This is a genomic window from Pseudoalteromonas luteoviolacea S2607, assembly GCF_001625575.1.
Taxonomy (GTDB): domain Bacteria; phylum Pseudomonadota; class Gammaproteobacteria; order Enterobacterales; family Alteromonadaceae; genus Pseudoalteromonas; species Pseudoalteromonas luteoviolacea_E.
Map to the genome: position 1 here is coordinate 50,246 of NZ_AUXV01000072.1, position 23,548 is coordinate 73,793.

Genomic DNA, 23,548 nt, shown 5'->3' on the forward strand with positions numbered 1-23,548 from the left:
ACAATGCTTAATATATAGGCGTACACTGCACGCACCAAAGGCTTCGGCTGAACTATTTTTCTTTATCTACGTATAACTAATAAAAACACGGACTACACCATGATAAAACAAACTATTTTGGCAGCCTCAATCGCATTGGCCAGCCCATTTTCAGTAGCAAAATGCGACGATTTTACTAACGTTGAAATGAGAAAGCTGCGCTCTAAAGACACCATCAACTTGTGCCAATTTAAAGATAAACCATTGTTATTAGTTAACACCGCCAGCAACTGCGGTTTCACAGGGCAGTTTGAAGATTTAGAAAAGCTTCACCAAAAGTACAAAGACAAAGGCCTTGTCGTTGTTGGGTTCCCTTCTGACGATTTCTTTCAAGAGGAAAATGATGAAGCAGACACCGCTAAAGTGTGCTTTGTGAATTACGGTGTGACTTTCACAATGATCGCTACGAGTGATGTTAGAGGGGATGATGCCAACGCCATATTCAAGCATTTAGGTGATAAAGTGGGCTCTCCAAAATGGAATTTTTACAAATACCTCGTTTCTGCAGATAGAAAAGAAATTCAACGTTTTGGGAGTAGGACAAAGCCACTATCGGAAGAACTAACCACTGCGATTGAAAAGGAAATAAGGTAAAAGCATGCGTTTTTGGCACTTTTGCATTAGAATAATGTATGAACTAAATTGAGGCAAGCATGGAGAGAACATGACATTAGCAAGTGCAAGACATATTTTAGTGGATAGTGAAGCGCAATGTTTAGAACTCAAAAAGAGAATAGATGACGGCGAAGATTTTGCAGCATTGGCAAAAGAGTTTTCTAACTGTCCTTCCGGTCAAGATGGTGGTGCACTTGGTGAATTTGGACCAGGCATGATGGTACCTGAATTCGATAAAGTGGTGTTTTCAGCACCATTGAACGAAGTTCAAGGGCCAGTTCAAACACAGTTTGGCTTTCACTTACTCGAAGTAACCAGTCGACAAGACTAACTTCACAGTGGGCAATCTGGCAGCACGCTGTCATTGCCCCAATTTAAAAGCACCTTTTGAGTGCTCTACTCCCCTCTACCGAAATCTTTTATTATATTCCCGTATACTTTGGCTATTCTATTTGTCATGCTACCTTTTTTAGCAATTGATGAATAAGGGAATAACAATGATTTTATACGGTTCGAATACCTCTCCTTACGTAAGAAGATTGCGCATGTACTGCACACGACACGAATTGTCTTATGAATATAAAACATTGAACATATTCGACCCAGAAGAGCGCAAAGTACTGATTGAGCACAACCCCGCCAGAAAAATTCCATTTTTAGTGTGTGGGGACCAAGTAATAAATGACTCCAATGTTATCGCTCGATATTTACAAGATAAATATTCTTTACCGCATTTAAATTGGGCACAAGAAAATTTACTAACTACCATCAATGCATGTAACGATTCATTAGTTGAGATATTACTTGGCCAACGCTCAGAGCTAGATACGCAAGCAGATGTATTGTTCTTTAATTTGCAGCGTGAACGAATAACTGAAACATTGACCTATTTAGATAAGCAATGTACGACAGATGTATTTTTGAACTGCGAGTATTTGCAGATCAGTTTATACTGCCTGTTAGACTGGATCCAATTTAGAAATCTGACTGACCTGTCTGGCTTTGATGGTCTATTAAGCCATGTAGAGAGATGGCGGACGCATGCAAGTGCACAAGAAACGGATCCTCGCAGCTAATTTTTAACTGGTAAATAATATGAATGATCTTGAGTTAGAATCGGAAGTGGTCAACTTTGTAACTATCGTAAAGCAAAGTGAGCAGGTGTGGGCCCTTGGAGCAGAAGACGGCGGCTTTGTAATTGTTGAGTCAAATCAATTCGAAGAATCTGACGTGTTATTGTTGTGGGCTGACGAGTCAGCTGCATTAGAGCAATGCAAAGACGAGTGGGATGAATTCAAACCGATCGCAATTGATCTAGATTCATTCCTAGATGAGTGGGTTGAAGACCTAAGAGACGATAACGCGCTTATTGGAATAAACTGGAATAACGACAATGTGTGCGTTGAAATAGAGCCTGTGAGTTTAGCTCGCGCTCTCGCTGACTAAGGCGATTAATGTCCCTTCAATAGCGCGTACATACGCTTGTGTATGTATTCCCTTTTGGCTTGGTGCAGACAGTGGTTCTGCTCCAGCCGCTACAGCTTTGTCATAACTGCTAGACACATTCTCACACCCCAAAGTCAGTTCAAACCCTAAAGCAGGCTGCTTTGGTTGAGAACGAATATAGGTTTGTTTAAACTGAGATTGCGCCACAGGATGAGTTGCAAATGCCAACAAGACAGTACCCGTTTCAAGCTCTCCATAATCACCATTTTCTGTCACTGAGTGCGCGCTGAGTCCAAAAGCTTGGAAATAAAAATCTAAGACTTCTTCTACGTCATCTACATAAATGACCGTTTTAAGAAAATGCATCACAACAATAAGTTAAGCAAATAAATACTAATAAAGCATAATTAATGAGCAGCGTAAAGAATTATGCTCATGTCCAGCCTATTGAACGCCATTGGTGAATGAAAAAAGGTGAGGAGGAAGTGACATAAAAAAATGGCGCTTTATGCGCCATTTTTTTATCAAGATTTATTTCTCTGCTCTTTGGTAAACGCTCTAAGCTTACGTTTTTGAGACAACGTCATCTTGTTTGTGCGCCCTGAATAAGGGTTATCGCCTTCTCTGAACTCAATTTTTATCGGTGTACCCATAATATTTAAGGCTTTACGATAGTAGTTCATTAAATAACGTTTATAACTATCAGGTAAATCATGAACCTGATTACCATGGATAACAATTCTAGGTGGGTTATAGCCACCTGCGTGTGCGTATTTCAATTTAACGCGGCGACCACGAACCAATGGTGGCTGATGGTCAGCTTGCGCCATATCCATAATACGTCTTAACATTGCTGTACTAACACGTTTCGTTGCAGACTCATAAGCTTCGTCTACTGACTCAAATAAGTGACCAACCCCAGTTCCGTGCAATGCCGAAATAAAATGTAAACGTGCAAAGTCGATAAAGCCAAGTCTTCTGTCTAATTCAGATTTAATACGCTCTTTGACGTAGTTGTCTAAACCGTCCCACTTATTCACTGCAATAACGAGTGAGCGACCAGAGTTAAGCGCAAAACCTAATAGGCTTAGATCCTGATCAGAAATACCCTCTCGAGCATCAACCACCAGTAAGATAACATTTGCGTCTTCGATGGCTTTAAGCGTTTTAATGACTGAAAACTTCTCAACGACATCGCTGACTTTTTTGCGCTTACGAACACCGGCAGTATCGATTAAGACATACTCACGCTCATTGCGCGTCATTGGGATGTAAATTGAATCTCGGGTGGTGCCAGGCATATCATAAACAATCACCCTCTCTTCACCTAAAATTCGGTTTGTCAGCGTTGATTTACCTACATTCGGTCGGCCAATTATCGCCAACTTTACAGGTTTATCTTCAAAACCTGATTTACCTTCTTCAGGTGCTTCTTCACCCTCTAGGTAAAGCTCTGCAATGCTTTCATCGCTCTGTTCAATGTCGTCTTCTTGCTGCGCGAGCTCGGCAACTATTGGGCCTAATGTCGCTTCAAGGAGTTGAGTAACACCACGCCCATGAGCCGCTGCAATATGATGAATGTCACCCAGAGCCAATTGATAAAACTCTGCACAGCTAGAATCTGCGTCTATGCCATCCGTTTTATTGGCAACAATAAAGCTTTTCTTTTCCTGTTTTCGCAAGTGCTGAGCAATGGCTTGATCAGCTGCTGTCATACCAGCACGCGCATCTACCAAAAACAAAACGATATCGGCTTCTTCAATTGCAAGAAGCGATTGCTCTGCCATCTCAGTTTCAATACCTTCTTCACTGCCATCAATACCGCCAGTATCAACAACAATGAATTCATAGCCATCGTAATCTGCCTGACCGTATTTACGATCACGTGTCAGACCAGGAAAGTCGGCGACTAGTGCGTCACGAGTACGCGTTAATCGATTAAATAATGTGGACTTACCCACATTCGGCCGCCCTACCAGAGCGATCACAGGAAGCATAGACTACCTCTTTTTTAAACAACAAAAGGCTTCGCAGTGCGAAGCCTTACAAAATTTTTGACCTAGTAACTACTAAGGAACTTTTATCGCACTTATCTCACCATCTCGGGTGTAGACAAATAGCTTGTCATCAACCACGATTGGCTCTACAAAAAAGCCTGAATCATCAAACTCTTGCCGTGAGACTAACGCACCGGTTTTCTTATCTAGCCAGTGCAGATTACCTTCCTGATCACCAACCACAACATAATCACCAGCGATTGCAGGCGCTGTTAGGTACCAACCACGTAAACCCGATTGGCTCCAACGTTCTGTGCCCGAGTCTTTATCTAGAGCATAGAGCACACCTTCACTATCTACCAAGTAAATGGTATTCAACTCAATCGTCAAATCTCGATAGCTACTGTATTCACGGTCCCAAACCACGTTGCCTGAACGTACGTCAAGTGCAGCAAGTTTGCCATTATACGCTATCGTGTAAACATACGCACCGGATACGACCGGTTTTGTGTCTACATCAACCAAACGTTCAAATTCAGATGAGCCTTCAGCCAAAGCGATGTCGGTGCTCCAAGCAGAAAACCCGCTGTCAGCGATGAGTACCGTTAACTTACCGCTCTCTTCACCCACAAGCACACCGCCGTTGGCTGAGGTCGGTGAACTAAGACCACGCAGCGTTAACGCTGGAACTTCTTGTTCGTAACTCCAGCGCTGCTCACCTGTGTCCGGGTGAAGCGCTAATAATTTACCAGAGCCTAAGTTGACATATATTAATCCATCACCTGCGCTAGGTGTGGATAGAGCCTCACCGGGTACAGCTTTGCGCCAAACCGTTTCACCAGTTTCACGATCAAGTGCAATCACTTCACCATGCTCTGAACCGATATAGATTTTACCAAAAGCTTGTAATATGCCGCCTGATAGCTTTGCCGAATCATCATCGGCCCATGGCCAAAACGATGTTTCTTCACGCGTATCAACTTCCCACAAGGTTTCACCACTTTCTACATCAAATGCAGCAACACGCCCTTTGCGCTCAGCAACAAAAAGTCGCTCGTTATGTGTGGTAGGTGTCAAACGAGAGAAATAATGTTCTACACCATCTCCCAAAGACTCCTGCCAAACCGTTTGTGGTTCAAACTGATTCACAATTTCAGGTAATACCAGCTCTTCTTCATCATCACTTGAAGAACAACCCAGAAGTGACGCCATACACAGCGCCAATGAGGCCATAGTCAACTTCTTCATGGCGACTCCTTAGTTCGACGCTGCGGCTAAATCATCCAACTTAATCTGCAATAGTGCGTTGTTGTTTGCACCATCAGCATCAATCGCTTTTTGATATTGCGCTCGCGCTTTATCTTGATCGCCTTTTGACAAGAAAACGTCACCTTTAATTTCGGCAACTTGTGCTGCAAAACTCGCAGGGATAGACTTGCCTAATGTCGCCAATGCGTCATCATGCTTAGATTGTGCTAACTGAACGCGTGCTAAGCGCAATAGTGCTGTCGCTTTAAGTTCTGGACTCTTAACATTGTCAGCAATGAACGTAAGTTTGCTAGCTGCTTGCTCTAATTCACCTGCATCTACAGCTTCTTTTGCTGCGACGAAAGCTGCCAACACAGCGTAATTAGACCCAGCATTTTCAGTTAAGAAGGCATCGCTTTTTGATAAAATTTCGCCGCCTTCAATTAATTGGTTGTAAGCTTCTGAGCTTGCTTCTGCTGATGCAATCTGGTTTTGGTTGTATGCTTTCCAGCCATATAAGCCGCCTAACCCCAAAACCGCACCAGCGATAAGAGATGTACCATTTTCTTTGAAAAAGCGTTTTATTGCTTCTGCTTGTTGTTCTTCTGTTGAATAAATTTCCATTCTAACCTCTTAACCAGCCAATTCGGCCAATAGTGCCTGTGCCTCAGCCATTGGCAGAGTTATTTGTTCTTTTTGTTCGCGTAAATATTTAATCGTTACCGTGCCATTTGCAATTTCATCTTCACCGAAAATCAATGCAACCACGGCACCACTGTTATCTGCACGTTTCAATTGTTTTTTGAAATTACCACCGCCGGCGTGAACCTGCACTCGTAATCCCTTGATATCGTCTCGAAGTTGGTCAGCAATTGCTGGCGCTTTGATGCTCGCAGCTTCACCCATTGCAGCGACGTATACATCTACGTTACGACGGATTTCACCGACACTGTTTAACTCTTCAAGTAATAAAACTAATCTTTCCATGCCCATCGCAAAGCCAACAGCTGGTGTACCTTTACCACCCAATTGCTCAACTAGGCCATCATAGCGACCACCGGCACAAACCGTGCCTTGCGCGCCTAAACTGTCTGTCACCCATTCAAATACAGTTCGATTATAATAATCTAAACCACGAACAAGATTCTCATTTACCTGGTATTCGACGCCAGCAGCGTCTAAACGTTCACATAAATTTGAAAAATGTTGTTGAGACTCTTCATCAAGGTGCTTAGAAAGCTTTGGTGCGTCAGCTACTACCGCTTGTACATCAGGGTTTTTGCTGTCTAACACGCGTAGTGGGTTTGAATACATGCGACGCTTGGCATCATCATCTAGCTTATCTTGATGCTGTTCTAAATACGCTATCAAGATATCTTTATATGCTGCACGTGCCTCATTTGAGCCAAGCGAGTTAAGCTCCAAGCGCACATGTTCGCTGATGCCAAATGCTTTCCATAGACGCGCAGTCATAATAATGAGTTCAGCGTCTATGTCTGGCGTTGCAATGCCAAACGTCTCTGCTCCAAACTGATGGAATTGACGGTAGCGGCCTTTCTGTGGGCGTTCACGGCGGAACATAGGCCCCATATACCAAAGGCGTTGTTCTTGATTGTAAAGCAAACCTTCTTGGATACCAGCTCTTACACAAACAGCAGTACCTTCAGGGCGCAAAGTTAAGTTATCGCCATTTCTATCTTCAAAGGTGTACATTTCCTTTTCAACGATATCGGTTACTTCACCAATAGAACGTTTGAACAGATCGGTTGACTCAACAACAGGAAAGCGTATTTCTTGATATCCAAACGCCGCTAATGTGTCCCTTAGAGTCGATTCAATTTTTTGCCAGATCTGAGTTGTACCTGGTAGGCAATCTTTCATGCCACGAATTGCCTTAATTTGATTTGCCACTGAAATTCCTAAACTTTAACTATTCTTTTCTCTAAATTACGAGAGCAGGATACAACAAAATCCTGAGTACAGTGCGATAAAATGCGCCCATTATACCCTGCTCGCTTAAAACGTAAACGAATTAAATTCAACCTGTGAACGGGTCTATTCTTCGATTATCTTCACGTCGATACTTGGTTGCGCTTCTTTCTTCGCAACATAATCTCTGACCTGCTCTTCTAACTGTTCAACGATATTGTCGTTATCAATGCGAGTTTTTTGGCGCTCACCATTAATATACAAGCCGGAGCGACGATTAGCGCCCGCTAAGCCTAAATCACTGACCAAAGCTTCACCAGGGCCATTAACCACACACCCAATTACGGAAACAGTGATCGGAGAGATTATGTCTTCAAGCCTTTCTTCTAACTGATTCATCGTGTTAACAACATCAAACTCTTGTCGCGAGCAGCTCGGGCAAGCAATGAAGTTAATACCACGAGAGCGGATCCGCAGAGATTTTAAAATATCAAACCCTACTTTGATTTCTTGAACCGGATCAGCTGCTAACGAAACACGCAAAGTGTCGCCGATACCTTCCGCAAGCAACATACCTAGCCCGACAGCAGACTTTACAGAACCGGCTCTAAAACCGCCCGCTTCAGTGATCCCCAAATGAAGAGGTTGATCGATTTCTTTTGCCAATAAACGATAGGCACCTACAGCTAAAAATACATCTGAGGCTTTTACCGAAACCTTAAATTGATCGAAGTTCAAGCGCTGTAATATTTCAACATGGCGCATTGCTGACTCAAGTAGCGCTTCTGGTGTGGGCTCGCCATACTTTTCTTGCAGGTCACGTTCCAAAGAGCCCCCATTTACACCAATACGAATGGGAATGTTGCGCTCTTGTGCGGCATCGACAACCGCTCTAATTCTATCTTCGCTGCCAATATTACCAGGGTTAATCCTTAGGCAGTCTACTCCATATTGAGCCACTTTTAATGCGATCCGATAATCAAAATGAATATCGGCAACCAACGGAATGTCTACTTGTTCCTTGATGCTTTTAAATGCTTCAGCTGCGTCCATCGTTGGAACAGATACGCGAACAATGTCGGCACCGGCATCTTGAATGGCACGAATTTGAGCAACCGTGGCGTCCACATCAAGGGTATCGGTATTGGTCATCGACTGCACAGCAATCGGTGCTCCATCGCCTATAGGCACATTGCCAACATTAATCCGCGTGGACTTTCTTCGTTTGATAGGTGATTCTGAAAACATGACGACTACTCTGCTAACGGTAAATTAAATTTTGCTAATCGGTTACGAGGCAACCCTGAAATATCGACTGGTTGACCATCCAGCTCAATACTGACTACTTGATGCTTCCCTAGTACAACAAAAAATGGCGCAACGCCATTTACTGTCATAGTGTAGCCCGCCTTTTTTACACCAAATGCAATGCGCTCTTGCGTTGCATCAAAAATTTCGACCCAACTGTCATCTGCAAAGTGCATAACAACTTCACTCGTTGTCGTTTCTTCGGGGGCAGTTTGCGATGCTATGTCAGTCGCAGGCGACGTTTGCGGCTGCGGTTCGGATTCTGATTCAACCACAAGGCTTTGCACTGGTGCTTGCGTCCGCGTCTCAACAAGCTCTTCAACGGGCGCTGAGTCGACTTCAACAAGGTCTGTCGAAGCAGGCTGTGCTGCCTCTGTTGTCTCAGCTTTCACTTCAACTGGTGGATGCCCAGCTTGGTCTTCTGGTTCCGATACTTTAGGTGTTGAGGGCATCGTTGAGCTCGTTGCCTCTGGTATAAAGTTCGCTTCTTCTACGGTATCTGAGGTACTGGCTGTTTGCCACCACCATAACGCTGACAAACCAATAAACGCGATCACCACAATATAACTCACGATCATCAGACGGCTATCATTGGCTTCTTTTTCCGTTCGCCTTGAGAAGCTTTTCATGTTGCGCTTCTGTTCAGGGACATTTGGAGTTTCATATAGAGCGAGTATGTGCTCACTGTCTAAACCAAGCAATGCACTGTAGCTTTTAATATACCCTCTAACAAATGTCTCTGGACCCAAGCTGTGATATTCGTCTTGCTCAAGCTTTGTGATTTGAGTGTGGTTCAGCTTCAAACGCGCAGCAACATCTTCAAGGCTCAAGTTTTGTTGAGCCCTCGCATTCGCTAAAGTTTCACCGAGTGATACTGTCTCGGTAGTGGTTTCAATCTCTTCTTGGTTCATAAAATATAGTTATTGGGATCTACAATTAAAATACGTCGTCCAGGCTCTAGAGCGACGTCTGGTGTTAATCTATTCCAACGCATCAAATCATCTATCAGCAACTTGTGCTTTATGGCGATATCAAACAAAGACTCACCCTTGGCTATTGCATGCGTTGTATTCGGGTCATTTAAATATACGACTTGCCCAATCGTGAGCCTGTCAGATTTTTTAAGCGCATTCCATTTTAACAACTTTTCTAGCTTAATATTATATTTAACCGATAAACTAAATAAGTTCTCGCCCATTTCAATGCTGTGTGACGGTACCTCTGGCACTAAAACCTCTTCATTGAGCATTTTACCCTCACCATTGCGAGTGGTAGTCCTCAATACTTTAGGCTCTGGTGTAAACACAATATCGTTAGGATCTGTGCGATGAAATACCACTTGCTCAGCACGGGGGTTAGGTGCCTCAGTCGTGAATTTTACCTTTTGTTGATTAGACTCAGAAATAGGTTCAATTTGAGCTTGAGCAGATTGCGCAAGCTGTACTCTACGAGGCTCGGGTGAATCTGTAATGAATGTCTCACTACCAATCACAGCCTCCTGTTGAGTTACGCCATTGGAAGCAGGCTGCATTGATGTATTTTGTGTAGGCAATGGTGCTGTTACAGGTGACACTAAAGAGCGAGATGTATCTACTTCACTTTGACCTGATTGTGGAGCTGGCTGTTCAACCGCACTCTTTTGGCGCTTTGGTGTCTTGCGCTTGATTTTAATTTGCGGGTTTGCTTTGACAATTGTGCCATCAGTGCCTGTAATTTTATCCAACTGAGAAGTTCTAAATCGCTCTTTTAGTTGCTCAAACTCACTTAAATGCAAAGTGTTATTGAGCACCAGCTGCGCTTCGAGAGACTGAGGATAAGTTTGTAATAGCAATGTCTCTAACTCTTGTGCATATTGCAGGCGACCCATTCTAGATACCAATAAATGCTCTAGCAACATACCTCTTGCTGAAACAAACCCTTTGTTCGCATAAAGCTTCAGTACATCTTCCGCTTTGTGTAACTCACTTTTAGCGTAAAAGATACTGGCGGTCAAAATCAGCACCGATTGTCGTTGTGAGTTGTGGTCAAGCGCGCGCTTTAAGTAATCCAACGCCAAATCAAAGTTATCTTGGCTCAATGCGCACAAAGCTAGATTTTCATAGCTTTCGGCAACTCGTAAATAACTTGGTATATCTATGGCCTTAAAAAACTGCTCTGTCGCTTTGTCATATTCACCAATACGACATAAAAACGTACCGTAGTTGTTTCGTGTATTGGGATCATTAGGGCCAAACTTAAGCGCTTGAATGTAGGCTCGCTCTGCTTTCTCATTTTCGCCGACTTGTTCAAAGTAATACGCAAGCGCGTAATGGCTCTCAGGTAGTTTTGGGGCAAGTGTCAGGGCACGATCTAGATTGTACTTCGCTTGGGTGTTATTACCAGCGCCTAAGTATTGCAGAGCCAATGCAATGCGGGTTTTCGCTGCATCTTGATTATCCGTTTTTTTCTGTACGACAGGTTTATTGCTATTTGCATAGCGCGTTTCGGTCACACAGCCACTTAAACCAAGTAATATAGCAGGAACACTCGCACCTACGAGCCAGCGCTTAATCGTCGCATAGGTAAGCTTTGTGAGCAAAACATCAGTAAAAGCAGGCATTAACCACCCTTTTGCCAAGACACAGTGACCCTATATTACCTGAAAGCCACTGTGTTTCACCTATTTTTTAGCCGACCTTCACTGCAATTGCATTGTCTTGATTTTGCTGCTTTCTAACCACTCTCTTGGTTCTGTCTACAACATCACCAACCAGCTGCCCACAAGCAGCATCGATGTCATCACCTCGGGTACGACGCACAATACAGGTTAGACCTGCTGCTTGTAGTACTTTTGAGAAGCGGTCGATACGGCTATTACTAGAACGCCCATAATCATTACCTGGGAACGGGTTAAATGGGATCAAGTTGATTTTTGAAGGCGTACCTTTCAAGACCTGCACAAGTTCATGTGCATGATCGGTGCTATCATTTACCCCTTGCAACATGACGTATTCAATCGTCACGTCTTTATTTGCTTTAGAACCATCAATGTAACGACGGCAAGCGGCTAAAAACTCTTCAATTGGGTATTTCTTGTTGATAGGGACAAGCTCATCACGCAGTGGGTTATTTGGTGCATGAAGTGAGATTGCCAAGGCAACATCAATTTTTTCTTTTAGGATATCCAGTGCTGGAACAACACCTGACGTACTTAACGTCACACGGCGCTTAGACAAACCAAATGCCCAATCATCCATCATCAATTCCATCGCAGGAACCACATTATTAATGTTTAGCAACGGTTCACCCATGCCCATCATTACCACATTCGTGATTGGACGTTTGGTACTGTCGCCATCATGAAGACCAATGTCGGTCGCAACACGCCACACCTGACCGATAATTTCAGACACTTTCAAGTTGCGGTTAAACCCCTGTTGGGCGGTCGAGCAGAAAGTACACTCGAGTGCACAGCCTACTTGCGAAGAAACACACAAAGTAGCACGCTCTTTTTCTGGGATCCAAACAGTCTCGACTTCCTGCCCCCCTTCTAGAATCATTGCATACTTAATCGTGCCATCACTTGCCACTTGCTTTACTGAAATTTCAGGGGCTTTAATTTCACACTGGCTTTGCAATTTTGCTCGTAACTTTTTATTGATATTGCTCATATCATCAAAGTTGTCGATACCAAAATGGTATATCCACTTCATCACCTGATCGGCGCGGAATGGCTTTTCGCCAAATGAAGCAAATAACTCGCGCATCCCCTCGCGGTTTAAATCTAATAGGTTAATTTTTTTCTCAGTCGTGGCCATGAAACAACCTCAGTTCAGGTGACGGATTGAACAACATAAATAAAAGCGCGCAATTGTACAAAAATCAATCAAGCATCGCAATAATGTAATCGCTTTTAGAAACACCCCAATTGCTTTTAAAAACGATTAAAGTTTCTTAAAGAGATTAAAAAAGGGCCCGAGAGCCCTTTTTTTCTGCTCAACTCGATATTAACGAGTACGTGGGCAGATCTCTTCGTCGCTGAAGAAGTAAGCGATTTCGCGAGCAGCTGATTCAGGAGCGTCTGAACCGTGTACCGCATTCTCGTCAATGCTGTCTGCGTAGTCAGCACGTAGCGTACCAGCTAGCGCTTCAGCAGGGTTAGTAGCACCCATGATTTCACGGTTTTTACGAACTGCATCTTCACCTTCAAGAACCTGAACCATTACTGGACCAGATGTCATGAATTCAACTAGTGCACCAAAGAAAGGACGCTCTTTGTGCTCTGCGTAGAAACCTTCAGCTTTCTCTTGAGAAAGGTGAACCATTTTAGAAGCAACGATCTTAAGACCAGCAGACTCAAAACGGTTGTAGATTGCGCCGATGTGGTTTTTAGCTACCGCATCAGGTTTAACGATTGAAAAAGTACGCTCTAAAGCCATCTTTTTAGCTCCATTAATAATTGTTGATATTTACGGGCGCGAATTATACGCGCTTTATGACTAAAAGCCTACACCCTGCACCCGCTTTATTTAGTTAGTGTGGCAATAGCGCTTCGCTAAACCTGATCTGAGTCAACATTCCACTGCACAATCTCACTTATACTGCGCCGCTTTTTAATTTCCCCAGCAGCTGGCTTGCACCCAGTTCAATGTATGAGGTTTAGTTATGTTTGTACCAGAGCTACTTTCACCAGCCGGTAGTTTAAAGAATATGCGTTACGCTTTTGCGTATGGCGCTGACGCCGTTTATGCCGGTCAACCTAGATATAGTTTGCGCGTAAGAAATAATGAGTTTGATTTAGCCAACCTAGAAATTGGCATCAAAGAAGCCCATCAGCAAAATAAAAAGCTCTACGTTGTATCAAATATTGCGCCTCACAATCGAAAAGTAAAAACTTACCTCAATGATATAGAGCCAGTCATTGCCATGCAGCCCGATGCCTTGATCATGTCGGACCCTGGGTTAATCATGCTCGTGCGTGACAAATGGCCTGATATGCCTATTCACCTGTCCGTGCAAGCTAATGCGGTTAACTATGCATCCGTGCAGTTTTGGGCTAATCAAGGGATCGAACGCGTTATTTTATCTCGTGAGCTTTCACTGGAAGAAATCGCAGAAATACGATCTTTATGTCCAAATACAGAGCTAGAAGTATTTGTACACGGTGCTTTATGCATGGCTTATTCAGGCCGCTGCTTGCTTTCAGGTTACATTAATAAGCGCGATCCCAATCAAGGCACCTGTACAAATGCATGCCGTTGGAGCTATGACGTCAAGTCGGGTCAAGAAACCGAGCTGGGAGATATTGTACATAAGGTCAACCCTAACGATGTGATCCCAACTTTAGGAGAAGGGCGACCCACTGACCACGTGTTTATGCTTGAAGAGCAAGGCAGGCCTGGGGAGTATATGCCTGCGTTTGAGGACGAACATGGTACTTATATTATGAACTCCAAGGACTTGCGAGCCGTACAGTATGTTGATCAATTGACAAAAATGGGGGTGCACAGCCTTAAAATAGAAGGCCGCACTAAATCATTTTATTATGTTGCCAGAACAGCTCAGGTATACCGTAAAGCCATAGACGATGCAGTCGCAGGGAAACCATTTGATCCAAACCTCATGCATACATTAGAAAATTTAGCGCACAGAGGTTACACCGAGGGCTTTTTAAAACGCCATGTACATCAAGACTATCAAAATTATGAATACGGCCATTCTGTATCTGACAAACAGCAATTTGTGGGTGAAGTGCTAGGAAGAAACAACAATGGTTTGGTGGAGATAGACGTAAAGAATAAGTTTTGCACCGGCCATAGCTTAGAGCTCATGACACCACAAGGAAACATCGCTTTTAATCTAGAGCACATGGAAAATAAAAAAGGGGAGTCTATCAATGATGCCAAAGGGTCGGGCCATATTGTACAAATCCCACTGCCTGACGACATCAACCTAGACCATGCCATTTTAATGCGTAACTTGGGTAATGAAGAAGACACTCGTAACCCGTTTAAAAAGGCATAATTATGGCGCTGCTCATCACCAGTAAGTGTATCAACTGTGATATGTGCGACCCTGAGTGTCCAAATCAGGCCATTTATATGGGCAGTAAAGTATATGAAATCGACCCCGACAAATGTACCGAGTGTGTCGGACATTATGACCAACCCACTTGTGTTAGTGTGTGTCCCATCGATTGTATTAAGCCAGATCCAAACCATCGAGAAAGCTTAGATACGTTAGCTGAGAAATACTTAACCCTGACAGGGCAAGTAGACACCTAATCCACCAAGGCAAGCACACTGCATACATAATCTTAGTGAGTTTGCCGCTCTCCCTCCCCACTCTTGCACTTTTATTGATTATCCGGCCAATTTGTAGTGTTTTTTGTACAAAACCCCTTATTTAGATTGTTTACTCCTATTTTACAATTTTGTTACTTACCGATATACAGAACAATGTAGTACAAAAAACAATCAAGAGGATACAGCATGAAAATTCAAAAAAGCACCAAGGCAGGCGCACTCTGTGCCCTGCTATTCACATCAACCTACAGTTCAGCACAAGGTCAACACCTAGATATTGCCCCTTTCCACTTTGAGCACACGGATATCCAGCAGCTTGCTATGAACCCGCTGATTCAAGTAGATGAAACACAATTCATTTTCACCAATGAATTACTCAACGAAGATTGGCAAGCTCTTTTGTATAGCGCAGCACCGCATTTAGTTGAGCATCAGGAAGTCCTACTACATTGGGCTGGACATACAAGTATTAATCCCAAGTTATTGTTAGCCCTAATGGAGCAATCAAGCCAGTTGTTGAGTAATCCAACGAAGCAAGCGCTCAACAAACCTTTCGCTGAGTGGTCAGATAAAGTTGGTTTTGCATCACAATTAGAAGATATTGCACTCAAGTTAAGTCAACGCTTTTATGCTTTTGAGTTATACACAAACGAGCATAAAACCGAAAAAAGCAATCCCTCCACCGCTGCTTTAACAAGCCTATTGGGTAGCACAAACGCGTTAGCCACGTTGGCCAAACAATATAAAACCATCTTTTCTCAGGATTTATTCGCACCTGAAAAGATACAATTTACAGCTGCAAATGTAGCGCCCCAAGTTAACTTTTCAATGAATTTACCTTGGCCTTCAGGTTACGCTTGGTACAGCGGTGGTGCCCACTCAAATACCGGTTCAGGATATCCTTACTCTTCGCTAGACTTCAATAATGGTTCTGGTGGATGGGGGTCAAATACACCATGGGTTCAAGCCGCGCACGGAGGAACCGTTACACGATATTCGGCGTGCAATATCAGAGTCACTCATTCAAGTGGCTACGCAACACAGTACTATCACATGGATAACCTGCAATACAGCAGCGGCGACTATATTTCTGCTGGTGCTTGGCTAGGCAGGTATGCCAATAATCGCTCTATGGCATTATGCCAAGGTGGCCAATCATCTGGACCACATGTCCACTTCTCTCTGCTGTACAATGGGCGCTTTATCTCTTTACACAACACCTATATTAGTGGATACCGGATAGATGTAGGTAACTCCAACTATGACGACAACTGCTATCGTTTCTACTTCGAGAGAAATGGTTATAGAACGTGTGCTTGGTCACGCCTATACCGTTAACTCCTTCCGCAAGTTTCAAGTGGCTATAACGCTAGCCACTTGAAACTTATTCAACGCCCTCAGAAATTGCTGACAAAGGCCGTAAAAGCAAGCCTTTTTACTCACAAATTGATACTGCAAAAAACAAAATGAAAATTAAAGCTAAACTTATTGTGAAAAATATGTATATTTAAGGTAATAGGAACAATAAGAGGTTGTTGTACGAATGAATGCGATACAAGCAAGTAACAAGGAAGTTAGTCTTTTTGTTTTGACACACAAAGAAACCGATACACAAGATTTAGAATTTGTTCGGTTTGTTAAAATTTTAGAAGCCACAAGTAACCATATTAAAATCGACACACGTCTCCCCGACTCTACAACTCGTGACACACATAATTTATATTTAGTTGATATCAGCCATAGAGAATGCCAAGACTTACTCAGCGCTGAAGTACGCCTTTTGGCTTCAAATCATAATGTTTTACTGTTCAATGCACAGTCCCATCTGGTCAATGAACAAACCGCGCTGCTCGCCAATATTAAAGGGGTTATTTACCAAAACACATCTGTTGAGAACATTTTTAAAGGCATACAGCGTGTCATCAGTGGTGAACTGTGGTTTTGTCGGACGTCTATCTCTAAAGCGTTCAACATGCTGATAAAACAATTACCACAAACAACCTATGCCCTTGGGCAAGATGTTGAAGATACTGAACTAGAGCTGCTAACAGCAAGAGAAAAATCAGTCATCAAATTACTCGCCAATGGTGCAAAGAATGATGACATCGCTGACTCATTAAATATCAGCAGCCATACTGTAAAAACACACATTTACAGTGCATTCAAAAAGACCAACTCTAGAAACCGTATTGAATTAGCCAATTGGGCGCAAAAACATATTCCACTCAATACAACACCCGTTTCGATGAGACGGCACTAAATGAAAGGGCGTGTACAACGCCCATTTTAATTACGATGTCGAAGTAGACTGAGATTTCGCTGACCAAACGCCTCTTTCTATACCTTGCTCCACCAGCATAGTTAGGGCTTTTTCTATCGCTTGAGTCACACATATATGCATAGGTTCATTGTCACTGTAACCCGCTTCAGCTTCTGCTAACCGCTTATAACTTACGTAGCGAAAAAAACCAGCTCTTACTTCCATAGACAGCACCTTCTTTGTAGTCGCGACCGACAAAAGTACTTGCCCAGTTCTGACATCCACAGCACGCAAATAAATAGAGATCACATCTTCACGATATAGTTCAGACGCACCGATACCAAAATACTCCATGCCTAATCCACCAGTTTTAACGTTGGAGTCATAGCTGATAATACCGCCCTCAAAAATAATTTTGGCCATGGTGAGTGGCGGTAACTGTGATGTGCTTTTTTGCTCGTCGCTCATTGCCGCCCGCGTAATTTTTCGCTCGGTTAATAGGTTTTGTAACCCCTCACGCTCTACTGGTATAAACCAATCCGTTTCATGCAAAGCTTGCGTAAGTATTGAATTAGCACCTTGCGTCACAGCGGTAGAAAATGAACTTACGTTGTCTTTTGGCTTATATTGACCGGTCTGATCACGAAATGAGTAAACTGCCACAGGAATACGGCCTAATGGTTTGGGTAAGGCCCTTAATGCTTCAAAGTCATGACTTTCAACCAATTCTTGCGGTAAGCTTTGCGCAGGAGGAATGACCGAACGCATTTGTGTACAGCCACTTAAGATAAATACGATAAAAAATACGACTAAGCTTCGCATCAGCCAAACCTCGGCACTTCAATAATTGTGGTGTCACCATTGTTTATATGTTTAATTTGCACCGTGATTGAGTCTGGTGTGCTCGTGATCACTTGAATTTCGTAGTCGCCACTAACAAACACGGAGTCTTCATTAAAAATGCTGTCTTCGACATCATCACCAAATGCCATATCCGAGATTTCTCGCACCATGCGGTTTAGATAAGTGCGCTCTAGAGACTCTTGAAAGCGCTCACCATAAGACTTTTCAATTACTGGCGCGCGATGTTTATTTTGAGAATTTGCTTTATTGAGTAACATACTCGCGTTTAAAGGGTTACCACCAAACGACGGATTAATGGGTTTATATACAATCTCGGTTGCGGATCCCCAACAAGATACAAATAAAAAAAGAGTCAGTGTTATTGTTTTCATTTTTACCATCCACTTTCAGCTAAATCTGGAGAGCGTTGTTGATATCGCTCACTGGCCATTGCATCCATAACCGCAAACAGCGCAGTTTCAATTCTATCGTCTAGCGACCCACCTCGGCGTCCCATTGCCGTACTGTAGACCACACGTCGATTCATCAATACTTGCAGACGGGTGCCCGCTCGAGGCAACACAGTTTCTTTGATGATGATGTTAACTCCAGAGGTATTCGGAACGTCCCGCCACAATTGAGAAAAGTCAAAATAGAATTGGTAACCAAAGCGACTGATACTTTGATCAATCACCAATCCTCCTAACTCCTCTTCTTCATGTGCAGTTATTTGCCTGCTATACGCTTGATCTGTCAGCAAGGCGAGAAAAATTATCAAGAATATAGGTTTCATTACGGTAAAGGGGGCTTAAGCCCCCTTCCTAATTACTGCTGAATAATCGTTGCTACGTTGTAATCGCCAACCTGTGTAATGTTTAGGTTTTGGCCGTTACCAGCAATGCCGCCTTCAACCAGGTTACCATTACCCGTTTGGCTGATAGACACAACATTGTCATTACCGCTCACAACAAAGCCGCTTGACTCGATACCAACAATAAAGTTGTTGTCACCTTCTTGCATTAGGTCAACCATATTGTTGTTACCCTCTAGCAATAGATCGATGGCGTTCAAATCACCCGTTTGCGCAATGTCCACTTGGTTATTTGAGCTCGCCGTTACATAACCCATAGTAACCGCAGCTGAGTTACCAGTTTTACGCTGCAATACGTTGATATCATTGTCATTTGCTTCAATACTAGGATCTGGCTCTGACGTTTGATAAACAAATTCATTTTGGATACCGTATTGGCCAACATCAATGTCGTTGTTATCACCATTAAACACAGCAATGTGCGTGCTGTTTTCAGTACCTGTCTGAATCGTATTCACTTCATTGTTGTCACCAATCGCACCAACATAAAGTGTGTTTTGATTACCAATTTGCTGTGATGCAGTGAACGTGTTGTCATTACCTGAAATATCGACACTGACCTCTGACTCATCACCACTTTGACTTACGGTTACGTCATTGTCATCACCTTGATAAAGCGCACTGACAAACTGGTTGTTGTTACCTTCTTGGTCAACACTCAAATCGTTGTCATCACCCACAATACCTGCAATGCTAATGCGGTTATCGTTGCCTTCACTTTGCTCTAGTTCTACTTCATTATCGTTACCTACCACTTGTTCAATAACGATACGTTGATCATCACCAAGTTGCGCAACTTCAATTGAGTTTTCATCGCCTTCAATCGATTTGAATTCTGATTTGTTAAAATCACCTTCTTGCGTTGTTTCGATCGAGTTTTGGTCACCACTGACACTATCGATATGAATTTCATGCCAAGACCCAGCTTGCGTGCCAGTTACTGCATTCTGGTTGCCTTGCATATTTTTGTTGTAGTACCAATGACCACCAGCGCCTTGAGAAATACGTACATCGTTCTCATCACCAACAATCACGTTAGTCACTTCATTATCTATACCTAAGTGACCTGCGCCGCTTTGCGCCACAGCGATGTTGTTGAAATTACCTGTTAAGGTTGACTCTGCGCCGTGCGCTTCACCACTTTGTACGTAGCTTTGAACATTGCTGTCTCCCGTTGTAGAGACAATAATCGCGTGCTGAGTCCCAGACTGATTCGTCACGGTTTCATTATTATCACCTACTGTAGTGACGTTGATCTGGTTACTCGTGCCTTCTTGAAAACTTGCCAGTGTATTACCTGCAACCACGGCTTGTTGTTTAATAGTAAGTGCATTACCTGTTGTCAGGCCACGCTCTAACTGGCTAAGATTTGAAGTTGATTGCGCTTTACCTGTTTCTTCAGCAGTTTGAGCCATAACAGATTGTGAGAATGCAATAGCCAGTGCACAGCTAATTAATGATTTAGAAAACTTCACACTTTTCTCCTTAGTGTTTTTTTCGCATTTGAAATTAGAATAATTACCAATTCATGCCCTACCGCTCTAAAATCTAACCTCAAATAACCTTGTCGTTGCCATAACAAGTGCTACTTAAATTTTAGTAAACCGATATTCAATGTTTGAGCACTATTGAATTAATTTGACCTATTTCCCAAAAATGCATTTATGAAAATAAATCAAGATGCGTCCTGTTCTTATTAGAAGTTCTGTAATTATTGTTTCATCAATTTTTGATCTATTTCAGTACTTGCGTCGCTCGCAATGAGTAAACTAAAAACTGAGTCACGTATTCACTCTAATTGGCTCCAAAGAGAAGATAAATGAGAAATTTTTTTGATTAAAAAACAAATTATAAATCAAAAAGTTATAACGTTATAACTAAGAAACTTGATTCATAGTAAAATTGTATACAAAAAAAGTATGAGTTAATTTCCACCAAAATTTAATGTCTTTCCGATTATAAATTACCAAAAAAGTACCAATCCACTTCAAAACTTACTGCGTTAAATCCCAAAAAGTCATGAATTTTTAATATTGAACTAATTTCAATTTGATGTACCTCATTTCTCTATATTAGGTTGTTAGTCGTTGCCAAAAACGATGCCGTCATCAGTTCTAAAAGAAGTCACTTATATGTAGCTGTGTAGTCACACATACATCTACGAAGTCTGAACAACTAACATTTGGAAGAATGATGAAAACAAAATTTACAGCTTTAACAATGGCATTGATGCCGTTGTTTGCGTTCAACTCTCACGCTGCAATACAGATCAATACTACAACTCAAACCGCTGATGACAGTGTCATCGTCGTGTTTAAAAATGACGCGACAGCAGCAATGCGTGCACAGGCTCGAGGTTTGGTAAAAGCACGTATTTCAGACAGCAATGCTGATGAAAAAGACGACAACTACAAAAATGTCCTCAATGGCCGTCTTGCACATTTCAAGCTAGATGGCATGACTTCTAAGCAGGCTATTCAATTATTAGAAAAACACCCTGCTATCTCTTATGTAGAACCAAACTACACAGTGAAAGCGATGGCACTGCCAAATGATAGCCGTTTCGATGAACTTTGGGGCTTACATAACACAGGTCAAACTGGCGGAACCAATGATGCTGATATTAACGCACCTGAAGCGTGGGATATCAGTATAGGTTCTCGCGATGTCATTGTGGGTGTTATTGATACGGGTGTTGATTACACACACCCTGACCTAACAGCAAACATGTGGGTTAACCCAAATGAAATCGCTGGTGACGGCATCGACAATGACAATAACGGTTACATCGATGATGTATACGGCATCAATGCAATCACGGACAGTGGTGATCCGATGGATGACCAAGGTCACGGTACACACGTATCTGGTACTATTGGTGCAACAGGTAATAACAGCGAAGGGGTTGTCGGTGTTAACCATGAAGTATCTATCATCGGGTGTAAATTCCTAAATTCATCAGGTAGCGGCTCAACCGCTGATGCAATCAAGTGTATTGATTACATGGTGGCAATGAAAAATGCCGGCCACAATATCAACGTACTAAATAATAGCTGGGGTGGCGGCGGCTTTAGCCAAGCATTGTATGACTCAATCACAGCGAGTGAGCAAGCTGGTATTCTCTTTATCGCTGCTGCAGGTAATGGCGCTCGAGACAATGACCTGTCTCCAAGCTACCCAGCAAGTTACGATCATGACAGCGTAATGGCAATTGCCTCTACAACGCACACAGATGCAATGTCTTCTTTCTCTCAATGGGGACTAACGTCTGTTGATATGGGTGCGCCTGGTAGTGATATTCTTTCGACAATTCCTGGTGGCGGATATGCTTCATTCTCAGGAACGTCAATGGCAACACCTCATGTAGCTGGTGCCGCTGCGCTTGCGTTATCAGTCAATCCTAACCTGACTACATTAGAGCTCAAAGCGCTACTTATGGACTCAGGCAAAAGCATCGCGGCATTGGATGGCAAAACGGTATCTGGAAAACGGTTAGATGCACAGCAAATGCTAATCGACGCAGATCCAACACCTGGCTTTAGAGTTGTAGCAACACCAGTGTCACAAGAAATCACGGCTGGGCAAACTGCTGACTATCAATTAACTTTCACTTCTGTTGCAAACTGGCAAGGTGATATCGACTTGTCAGCAACAGGTGGCTTAAACGGCGTAACACTGTCGAAAACAACCGTCACACCAGGTGAAACAGCGGTACTCAGTGTAGCGACTACAACTGAAACGCAATGGGGTAATTACAACTTCACCGTTGACGCAGTTTCAGGTGAACTAAATCAGCAAAAACAATTATCGTTGAGCGTTTTGCCAAATGGATTACGTGACTTTGTCTATGACAACACGACAAGTGTAGATATTCCTGATAATGATCAAGCAGGTGTCACTTCAACAATCACAATTGCAGATGACGTGACCATTTTCGGCAGCAGCACAGCACTGAATATCAGCCACACTTATATTGGTGACTTGCTTGTAACATTAACGTCTCCAACGGGTACGGTTGCAACACTACACAATAGAGCCGGTGGTAGTGCCGACGACATCGTAGATAGCTTTAGCTCTGATGCATTCAATGGTGAAAATGCAGCGGGTGACTGGCTACTGAAAGTTGTCGATAATGCAAACCTTGACACGGGTACGCTAAACAATTGGTCCATTACACTAACAGGTCTAGGTGAAGTATCAGAAGTGCCTCCAGTAGCAGGATTTGAGTTCGCTAAGAATGGTCTAGACGTCACATTTACAGATACCAGTAGCGACTCTAATGGTGACATTGTAAGTAGATCTTGGGACTTTGGTGATGGCAATACAAGTGCAGAGCAAAATCCTGTGCATACCTTTGCAGCTTCAGGTGACTACCAAGTCACACTAACAGTTACTGACAGTCAGGGTAATACCGACACCTCGACTCAAACAGTTTCTGTTAGTTCTGACAACCCAGAGCTTTCAATTGGTCGTGTTAACAAGTCACGTCTGGGTTCTATCCGAGTTGAACTAATGTGGACAGGTACAAGTGCTGATCAAGTCACAATTTATCGCGACGGTGAAGCAATTAGAACTGTCAACAACACGGGTAAATACCGCGACTTCTCGCGCAACGCGGCTGCAACAAGCTACACCTATAAAGTATGTCAGTACGGTGATGTTTGTTCTGAAGAAGTAACCGTTAACTTTCAATAAGTAAGTTAACAGT

23 protein-coding genes are annotated in these 23,548 nt (G+C 42.9%); 9 read left to right on the forward strand and 14 right to left on the reverse strand.

The window, feature by feature from the left end; all coding sequences use genetic code 11:
• The first annotated feature begins 99 nt into the window (after positions 1-99).
• From N480_RS21925 to N480_RS21940, 4 genes are all read left to right on the forward strand, one after another.
• Entirely contained in the window at positions 100-633 is a 534-nt protein-coding gene (locus tag N480_RS21925; RefSeq protein ID WP_063374573.1) for a glutathione peroxidase, read from the forward strand.
• A 70-nt stretch (positions 634-703) separates the two neighbouring features.
• Positions 704-985, forward strand: a complete 282-nt coding sequence (locus N480_RS21930) for a peptidylprolyl isomerase (protein WP_063374574.1) — start codon at positions 704-706, stop codon at positions 983-985.
• Between the two features lie 166 nt (positions 986-1,151).
• Positions 1,152-1,730: a glutathione S-transferase family protein gene (locus N480_RS21935; protein WP_063374575.1), complete on the forward strand. Its 579-nt coding sequence runs from the start codon at positions 1,152-1,154 to the stop codon at positions 1,728-1,730.
• A 19-nt stretch (positions 1,731-1,749) separates the two neighbouring features.
• Complete coding sequence (locus N480_RS21940) at positions 1,750-2,100, forward strand: DUF2750 domain-containing protein (protein WP_063374576.1); 351 nt, start codon at positions 1,750-1,752, stop codon at positions 2,098-2,100.
• Here the strand turns inward: N480_RS21940 and N480_RS21945 are convergent.
• The 10 genes from N480_RS21945 to ndk form a co-directional block, all read right to left on the reverse strand.
• A complete protein-coding gene (locus N480_RS21945) occupies positions 2,077-2,466 on the reverse strand; it encodes a VOC family protein (protein ID WP_063374577.1) in 390 nt (129 codons plus the stop codon). The two genes, N480_RS21940 and N480_RS21945, sit on opposite strands and share 24 nt — an antisense overlap.
• 158 nt (positions 2,467-2,624) lie before the next feature.
• Positions 2,625-4,097: a ribosome biogenesis GTPase Der gene (gene der, locus N480_RS21950; protein ID WP_063374578.1), complete on the reverse strand. Its 1,473-nt coding sequence runs from the start codon at positions 4,095-4,097 to the stop codon at positions 2,625-2,627.
• Between the two features lie 72 nt (positions 4,098-4,169).
• Positions 4,170-5,345, reverse strand: coding sequence for an outer membrane protein assembly factor BamB (gene bamB / locus N480_RS21955; RefSeq protein ID WP_063374579.1), 1,176 nt, complete (start codon positions 5,343-5,345; stop codon positions 4,170-4,172).
• Between the two features lie 9 nt (positions 5,346-5,354).
• Positions 5,355-5,969, reverse strand: coding sequence for a YfgM family protein (locus N480_RS21960; RefSeq protein ID WP_063374580.1), 615 nt, complete (start codon positions 5,967-5,969; stop codon positions 5,355-5,357).
• A 9-nt stretch (positions 5,970-5,978) separates the two neighbouring features.
• A complete protein-coding gene (hisS, locus tag N480_RS21965; protein WP_063374581.1) occupies positions 5,979-7,256 on the reverse strand; it encodes a histidine--tRNA ligase in 1,278 nt (425 codons plus the stop codon).
• 144 nt (positions 7,257-7,400) lie between these two features.
• On the reverse strand, positions 7,401-8,522 hold the full coding sequence (gene ispG / locus N480_RS21970; RefSeq protein ID WP_039611838.1) for a flavodoxin-dependent (E)-4-hydroxy-3-methylbut-2-enyl-diphosphate synthase: 1,122 nt from the start codon (positions 8,520-8,522) through the stop codon (positions 7,401-7,403).
• A 5-nt stretch (positions 8,523-8,527) separates the two neighbouring features.
• Positions 8,528-9,493, reverse strand: coding sequence for a RodZ domain-containing protein (locus tag N480_RS21975; RefSeq protein WP_063374582.1), 966 nt, complete (start codon positions 9,491-9,493; stop codon positions 8,528-8,530).
• Positions 9,490-11,181, reverse strand: a complete 1,692-nt coding sequence (gene pilW, locus N480_RS21980; RefSeq protein WP_063374583.1) for a type IV pilus biogenesis/stability protein PilW — start codon at positions 11,179-11,181, stop codon at positions 9,490-9,492. Before pilW ends, N480_RS21975 begins: the two co-directional genes overlap by 4 nt.
• A 67-nt stretch (positions 11,182-11,248) precedes the next feature.
• Positions 11,249-12,379, reverse strand: a complete 1,131-nt coding sequence (locus N480_RS21985) for a bifunctional tRNA (adenosine(37)-C2)-methyltransferase TrmG/ribosomal RNA large subunit methyltransferase RlmN (RefSeq protein ID WP_063374584.1) — start codon at positions 12,377-12,379, stop codon at positions 11,249-11,251.
• Between the two features lie 189 nt (positions 12,380-12,568).
• Complete coding sequence (ndk, locus tag N480_RS21990) at positions 12,569-13,000, reverse strand: nucleoside-diphosphate kinase (protein ID WP_063358800.1); 432 nt, start codon at positions 12,998-13,000, stop codon at positions 12,569-12,571.
• Positions 13,001-13,226: 226 nt separating this feature from the next.
• On the opposite strand from ndk, the gene yegQ reads away from it, so the two are divergent.
• The 4 genes from yegQ (at position 13,227) to N480_RS22010 (ending at position 17,126) form a co-directional block, all read left to right on the forward strand.
• Complete coding sequence (yegQ, locus tag N480_RS21995; RefSeq protein ID WP_063374585.1) at positions 13,227-14,585, forward strand: tRNA 5-hydroxyuridine modification protein YegQ; 1,359 nt, start codon at positions 13,227-13,229, stop codon at positions 14,583-14,585.
• A gap of 2 nt (positions 14,586-14,587) precedes the next feature.
• Positions 14,588-14,845 carry a YfhL family 4Fe-4S dicluster ferredoxin gene (locus N480_RS22000; protein ID WP_063374586.1) on the forward strand — a complete coding sequence of 86 codons (258 nt, stop codon included), beginning with the start codon at positions 14,588-14,590 and terminating at the stop codon, positions 14,843-14,845.
• Positions 14,846-15,052: 207 nt separating this feature from the next.
• Complete coding sequence (locus N480_RS22005; protein ID WP_155732927.1) at positions 15,053-16,204, forward strand: M23 family metallopeptidase; 1,152 nt, start codon at positions 15,053-15,055, stop codon at positions 16,202-16,204.
• Positions 16,205-16,409: 205 nt separating this feature from the next.
• Entirely contained in the window at positions 16,410-17,126 is a 717-nt protein-coding gene (locus N480_RS22010; RefSeq protein WP_063374587.1) for a helix-turn-helix transcriptional regulator, read from the forward strand.
• Positions 17,127-17,156: 30 nt separating this feature from the next.
• On the opposite strand, the gene N480_RS22015 is transcribed toward N480_RS22010, so the two are convergent.
• Genes N480_RS22015 through N480_RS22030 form a run of 4 tightly spaced genes read right to left on the reverse strand, consistent with a single transcriptional unit; the run spans position 17,157 to position 20,315 of the window.
• Positions 17,157-17,948 (reverse strand): CsgG/HfaB family protein, encoded by a 792-nt coding sequence (locus N480_RS22015; protein WP_196761540.1) that lies wholly within the window; start codon positions 17,946-17,948, stop codon positions 17,157-17,159.
• Positions 17,948-18,370 carry a curli assembly protein CsgF gene (locus N480_RS22020; RefSeq protein ID WP_063374589.1) on the reverse strand — a complete coding sequence of 141 codons (423 nt, stop codon included), beginning with the start codon at positions 18,368-18,370 and terminating at the stop codon, positions 17,948-17,950. The genes N480_RS22015 and N480_RS22020 overlap by 1 nt, the downstream gene beginning before the upstream one ends.
• A complete protein-coding gene (locus N480_RS22025) occupies positions 18,364-18,747 on the reverse strand; it encodes a CsgE family curli-type amyloid fiber assembly protein (protein WP_269201057.1) in 384 nt (127 codons plus the stop codon). Before N480_RS22025 ends, N480_RS22020 begins: the two co-directional genes overlap by 7 nt.
• A gap of 47 nt (positions 18,748-18,794) precedes the next feature.
• Positions 18,795-20,315 (reverse strand): curlin, encoded by a 1,521-nt coding sequence (locus tag N480_RS22030; protein ID WP_063374591.1) that lies wholly within the window; start codon positions 20,313-20,315, stop codon positions 18,795-18,797.
• Positions 20,316-21,033: 718 nt separating this feature from the next.
• Between N480_RS22030 and N480_RS22035 the strand changes: the two genes are divergently transcribed.
• A complete protein-coding gene (locus N480_RS22035) occupies positions 21,034-23,535 on the forward strand; it encodes a S8 family serine peptidase (protein WP_063374592.1) in 2,502 nt (833 codons plus the stop codon).
• Positions 23,536-23,548: the final 13 nt, after the last annotated feature.

Bases quoted from the DNA above. Each gene is read 5' to 3' on its own strand.
- N480_RS21985 (WP_063374584.1), bottom strand. From the start codon at position 12,379: ATGGCCACGACTGAGAAAAAAATTAACCTATTAGATTTAAACCGCGAG.
- N480_RS21930 (WP_063374574.1), top strand. From the start codon at position 704: ATGACATTAGCAAGTGCAAGACATATTTTAGTGGATAGTGAAGCGCAA.
- N480_RS22020 (WP_063374589.1), bottom strand. From the start codon at position 18,370: ATGGTAAAAATGAAAACAATAACACTGACTCTTTTTTTATTTGTATCT.
- ndk (WP_063358800.1), bottom strand. From the start codon at position 13,000: ATGGCTTTAGAGCGTACTTTTTCAATCGTTAAACCTGATGCGGTAGCT.
- N480_RS21960 (WP_063374580.1), bottom strand. From the start codon at position 5,969: ATGGAAATTTATTCAACAGAAGAACAACAAGCAGAAGCAATAAAACGC.
- N480_RS22010 (WP_063374587.1), top strand. From the start codon at position 16,410: ATGAATGCGATACAAGCAAGTAACAAGGAAGTTAGTCTTTTTGTTTTG.
- N480_RS21975 (WP_063374582.1), bottom strand. From the start codon at position 9,493: ATGAACCAAGAAGAGATTGAAACCACTACCGAGACAGTATCACTCGGT.
- N480_RS21940 (WP_063374576.1), top strand. From the start codon at position 1,750: ATGAATGATCTTGAGTTAGAATCGGAAGTGGTCAACTTTGTAACTATC.
- ispG (WP_039611838.1), bottom strand. From the start codon at position 8,522: ATGTTTTCAGAATCACCTATCAAACGAAGAAAGTCCACGCGGATTAAT.
- N480_RS21945 (WP_063374577.1), bottom strand. From the start codon at position 2,466: ATGCATTTTCTTAAAACGGTCATTTATGTAGATGACGTAGAAGAAGTC.
- N480_RS22005 (WP_155732927.1), top strand. From the start codon at position 15,053: ATGAAAATTCAAAAAAGCACCAAGGCAGGCGCACTCTGTGCCCTGCTA.
- pilW (WP_063374583.1), bottom strand. From the start codon at position 11,181: ATGCCTGCTTTTACTGATGTTTTGCTCACAAAGCTTACCTATGCGACG.
- der (WP_063374578.1), bottom strand. From the start codon at position 4,097: ATGCTTCCTGTGATCGCTCTGGTAGGGCGGCCGAATGTGGGTAAGTCC.
- N480_RS22000 (WP_063374586.1), top strand. From the start codon at position 14,588: ATGGCGCTGCTCATCACCAGTAAGTGTATCAACTGTGATATGTGCGAC.
- N480_RS21935 (WP_063374575.1), top strand. From the start codon at position 1,152: ATGATTTTATACGGTTCGAATACCTCTCCTTACGTAAGAAGATTGCGC.
- N480_RS22015 (WP_196761540.1), bottom strand. From the start codon at position 17,948: ATGCGAAGCTTAGTCGTATTTTTTATCGTATTTATCTTAAGTGGCTGT.
- bamB (WP_063374579.1), bottom strand. From the start codon at position 5,345: ATGAAGAAGTTGACTATGGCCTCATTGGCGCTGTGTATGGCGTCACTT.
- N480_RS22035 (WP_063374592.1), top strand. From the start codon at position 21,034: ATGAAAACAAAATTTACAGCTTTAACAATGGCATTGATGCCGTTGTTT.
- N480_RS21925 (WP_063374573.1), top strand. From the start codon at position 100: ATGATAAAACAAACTATTTTGGCAGCCTCAATCGCATTGGCCAGCCCA.
- yegQ (WP_063374585.1), top strand. From the start codon at position 13,227: ATGTTTGTACCAGAGCTACTTTCACCAGCCGGTAGTTTAAAGAATATG.